Source organism: Bacillus sp. SM2101 (genome assembly GCF_018588585.1).
GTDB classification, from domain to species: domain Bacteria; phylum Bacillota; class Bacilli; order Bacillales; family SM2101; genus Nanhaiella; species Nanhaiella sioensis.
In genome coordinates this window covers 1-4,287 of record NZ_JAEUFG010000066.1, presented here as the reverse complement: position 1 = coordinate 4,287, position 4,287 = coordinate 1, and the positions used below count along the sequence as shown (strand labels likewise).

The 4,287-nt window shown below is 31.6% G+C and carries 6 protein-coding genes; all 6 read left to right on the top strand.

Annotated elements, in window-relative coordinates; all coding sequences use genetic code 11:
- A partial coding sequence (locus JM172_RS23960) for a hypothetical protein (protein WP_214484899.1) occupies positions 1–331 on the top strand: 331 nt, incomplete at its 5' end.
- 397 nt (positions 332–728) lie between these two features.
- On the top strand, positions 729–1,259 hold the full coding sequence (locus JM172_RS23955; protein WP_483297279.1) for a DinB family protein: 531 nt from the start codon (positions 729–731) through the stop codon (positions 1,257–1,259).
- A 372-nt stretch (positions 1,260–1,631) separates the two neighbouring features.
- Positions 1,632–2,513, top strand: a complete 882-nt coding sequence (locus JM172_RS23950; RefSeq protein WP_214484900.1) for a helix-turn-helix domain-containing protein — start codon at positions 1,632–1,634, stop codon at positions 2,511–2,513.
- 51 nt (positions 2,514–2,564) lie between these two features.
- Complete coding sequence (locus JM172_RS23945) at positions 2,565–2,792, top strand: hypothetical protein (RefSeq protein ID WP_214484898.1); 228 nt, start codon at positions 2,565–2,567, stop codon at positions 2,790–2,792.
- Positions 2,793–3,148: 356 nt separating this feature from the next.
- On the top strand, positions 3,149–3,421 hold the full coding sequence (locus tag JM172_RS23940) for a hypothetical protein (RefSeq protein ID WP_214484897.1): 273 nt from the start codon (positions 3,149–3,151) through the stop codon (positions 3,419–3,421).
- A gap of 15 nt (positions 3,422–3,436) precedes the next feature.
- Positions 3,437–4,147 (top strand): SMI1/KNR4 family protein, encoded by a 711-nt coding sequence (locus JM172_RS23935; RefSeq protein WP_214484896.1) that lies wholly within the window; start codon positions 3,437–3,439, stop codon positions 4,145–4,147.
- Positions 4,148–4,287: the final 140 nt, after the last annotated feature.

Genomic DNA, 4,287 nt, shown 5'->3' with positions numbered 1-4,287 from the left:
GGGACTTATTTTAGGATTAGCAATTTTATCCGTACTTGGTTTTACAATCTTTAAAATCATTACTGGTAAAGAAGTTGAATTTAATGAATTCTTGGCGTTTAGTAGTTTATTTATGATGTTTTTTTCTGCTATTACGTGGGGAGGAGAAAAAGATGGAATTTTACAAAATGAAGAATTAGGAAGAAAGATTACCGAGCAAAGTTCAAAAATTAGCTATTATATTTTAGTAGTAATTATAATGATCTTCGTCTTCTTAGGCTATTCTTTAAACGGTACATATATCTTCTTTATCTTAGGGATTATGGTATGGCTATTGTTTTGTTACCGTTAGTAGATTTTTAGTTTCACGAAAGTATCAGTAATTGAATAAAGGATAACATTCTGTAGAAGGGATTAAATTAGAGGCTATAGATGAGGTATCAGATATTTATAAACGTATTACAGGTTTAAACTCGTTAAGAAATAAATAAAAGTGCTAAAAAACTGATTAGTGTTTAAGTATTGAGCATAAATGTACTTAAACAAACGGAATGCTTTTTTTAGACTGTTATTATTCTCTTTTAAGACTATTTCATTTTATTATTCAGCAATCTGGCGCAAATCTTAAAGATAAGCGTCTTTTTTATTTAGGGCGATACTCTCTAAAAAGGATTGCCTGAAAGATGAACATTTGAAATAATTGGTATTAAGTTAAGGATAGAGGTTATTTACTCAAAGAGGAGGACCTTATGGAAACAAAGGAAAAGGACTTGTATTTTATCAATGAAACTGAAGGATATAGTTCTGAGATTGGAAAGTTAGTTTCGATGATGGAATACACAAGATATACCACATTAAAGGAAATAAAAGAACTATCATTGGAGGAGCTTGATTATCACTTCGATAATAAAAGTAATTCTATTGGTATGCTCCTTTATCATTTGGCAAGTTTAGAAAAAGCGTTTCAAATAATGACGTTTGAAGATAGAGAATTAACAGATAAAGAATGGGAAGAACTTAGTGTGGGTATTACTCTTAGTGATGATGCAAAAAGAGAAATAAAAGGGAAAGACATAAGCTTTTATGTAAATATGTTGTCTAAAACAAGAGAAAAGACATTATATTACTTCGCAAAATACACAGATGAATGGTTAGATAAAGTTACACCTTTTGGTTGGGATTATCCTGCAAATAATTATTTTAAATGGTTCCATGTTTTTGAGGATGAACTTAACCATCGAGGACAAATCAGGATGATTATCAAAAGGTTAAATGATTAAGAAATCGGGACTTTACTCAAAGATAAATTTATAAGTTGTTATATCCAATTTTTAATTTAAGTCTTCAACCATATGGCGCAAGAATATAGTTAAGGCGATCCTGAGTACCTTAAGGATAAGTCTATTAAGAATGGGCACCAGGTAATTTGCGAATCTTATAATACGAAATGGCGCATATCTGAAAATAGGGATATGTGTTTATTCATTTTAGAGTTATTATTTAGGACAACCATTTAAAGAAAGTTAGAAGGTATGTTAGAGTTATTAGTTGATTATGAGGATTAGATTAAAAATAATGAATCACTAATATTAGCAATATTTATCAAAAAAATCTTCTCTACATTCAGTATGATTATTTTTGAGGTGAGTAAGTTGTATTACAGTGAAGTAACGCAAAGGGTAATCTCATATATTGAAAGCAATTTGACGGAAGAAATTCAACTTGATACTTTCCCATCTGTTATTGGTTATTCGAAATATCATTTGCTACGTATTTTTAAGCAAGAAACGGGTAAGTCCATAGGTGAATATATACGTCAACGTCGATTAGCGATGGCTTCAACGCTTCTTTTCCATACCGATGAATCAATATTAACGATTGCATTTCTATTCCATTTTCAATCTCAAGAGGCGTTTACAAGAGCATTTAAAGAAGTGTACGCTTTGCCACCTGGGAGATATCGAAAACTAATGAAAGCTGTACAAATGATAGAGGAGGATGAAAAAATGACAACAAGTAAACAAATCAAAGGCTGGGGCTTAAGTGGCTCTAACCCCGAACTTTATGAATTAGTGGTAGACTCAAATGTGTTTCATACAGGAACAAAATCGGGACTACTTTACTCGAAAGGTGAAGTAAACAAGCAACAATTTGCTACCATGATGCAAGGGTTCCAAGCGCACGACTACAAAGGGAAGCGATTAAAATTTTCATGTTTCTTAAAAACAGAAAACGTGGAAAAATGCGGTGCTTGGCTTCGAATTGATAATGCCAGTGGGGATGCCATTCAATTTGATAATATGGATAATCGTTCTATTCAAGGAACAACAGATTGGAATCACTATTCAATTGTGTTAGATGTTCTGGAAGAAAGTGCTTCTATCCATTTTGGGGTATTACTAAATGGAAAGGGTAAAGTTTGGGCGGATGGTTTCCGTTTTGAAGAAGTGACTGAAAAAATACCTACGACCAATATGATTTCGGTCGAACAGCTTCCAAAACAACCTAATAATTTAGATTTTAGTCAGGATTAACAGATGTTTCTGCTTTTCGATTTTCTAGTTGACTTACTTATTGGCTTATATATGTCACTGGGCTTTGGAACTAATGAATATAAAATCAATGTTAAAATTGAAAAAATGGCAAAGGATTACCCTGAGGTTTTGGATTATTATCAAAAATACCAAACATTATTTGAAAAGGATAAAGAATTGAGTGATGCTTTAATACATCTAAATCTCAAAGATCCTGAGGATACAAAAGATGTTGTAAAACTTATCTACATAAAAGTAAGCCGTTTTGAATTAGCATAGATATAAATAATCAGGGGACTATTGGTGAAAGAAGAAGTAATTACTATTAAGGATGAGATCATATTTAGATCTTCCACAATATGGCGCAAGAATATAGTTAATGCGATCTTGATTACCTTAAGGATAAAATCTATTAAGAATGAGCAGACAGGAAATTTGCTGATCTTATAATACGATCTGGTACTGTTATGAAATAAACAAAACTCTAACAACTTTGATATTATTTATCACAGCATAATGAAGTTTACTACTTAATTGAAACAACTATTGTTAACCTCGTCTTAAAATTAGGGCGGGGTTAAACGTACTTGAAGTCTAAGAATGATATACTTAATTAGGGTAGAGGAGGGATATTAATGCGTCTAATTTATAGTATTTTAAGGGAGATTAACCAGTCCAATACTCCAAAGGCAACAGATTATAAGATGAAAGATTATGAATTCAGAAAAATAATTTACTATATTAAAGAACATAATTACATAAAAGGAGAAATAATAACTTTTACTGATATTTTATTAGGTGGAGCAAAAGTAACTGAAGATGGGTTGGATTATTTAACGAACTATAAAAAATATGAGGATGTATATCCGACGAATGAGGATTTACCTTATTGGGTAAGGCAAGAATAGGAGTGGATTTTTTGTATGAATAAATATGATTACAACGAATGGAAAAACATTCTACGAAGTCATCACTTTAAATGTCAGAAAAAAAACCTTCAATGTGGACTAGAAATACAACCAGCTGCAACTGAAAAGGAAATAGAATTAGTAGAGGAAGAACTAAACATTTCATTTCCAGAAGACTTTCGTCAGGTGTTGCTAAACTTTACAAAAAGCCTCCATTTCTATTGGTTTTTGAAAAATGACGAGTTTAAGGTATTCCAAAACTCTAACTTTTCGGATAGTACATTTTTTAATATGGGCGACATAGAGCAAGGTGTTATTGATTGTGGCGGCATACTTGATAATCCACTTTGGTCTTTAGATAATTTAATAAGGTACGATACTGAGAGAGAAATGTATGAGTTTTTAGATGATGATGGAACATTTATTAAAAAACACTGGGAAAACAAAAACACTCTTATTTTTACATCATTTGGTAATGGTGGATACTTAGGGATTGACCTAAAATACAACAAAGGTGAAGTTATATATCTGACCACTAGTTATCATATGCACGGTTTAAGGCTAGGCGAAAATTTTTCATCTTTCTTTGAAAACTGGATAAATCTTTCTTGTGCTGGTCACTGGGGGGAAGATTTTTATTTATTTAGCTCAGAAAAAACCCCTTATTTAAGCATGAATTCATTCAATGGTATTGAATTAAAAAGTGGATTAAATAAGTTAATGTAATTTATATAGAAAGTTATGATTCAACAATACAATGTGGGTATTAGTTACTCCCTTTGCGTTGAGCTGATCTTCCACAATATGGCGCAAGAAGGTAGTAAAGGCTATCTGGACTTCCTTAAGGATAGTTTACCTATTAAGGA

Excerpts from the sequence above, each read along its gene's own strand:
- JM172_RS23955 (WP_483297279.1), top strand. The coding sequence starts at position 729 with ATGGAAACAAAGGAAAAGGACTTGTATTTTATCAATGAAACTGAAGGA.
- JM172_RS23940 (WP_214484897.1), top strand. The coding sequence starts at position 3,149 with ATGCGTCTAATTTATAGTATTTTAAGGGAGATTAACCAGTCCAATACT.
- JM172_RS23945 (WP_214484898.1), top strand. The coding sequence starts at position 2,565 with ATGTCACTGGGCTTTGGAACTAATGAATATAAAATCAATGTTAAAATT.
- JM172_RS23935 (WP_214484896.1), top strand. The coding sequence starts at position 3,437 with ATGAATAAATATGATTACAACGAATGGAAAAACATTCTACGAAGTCAT.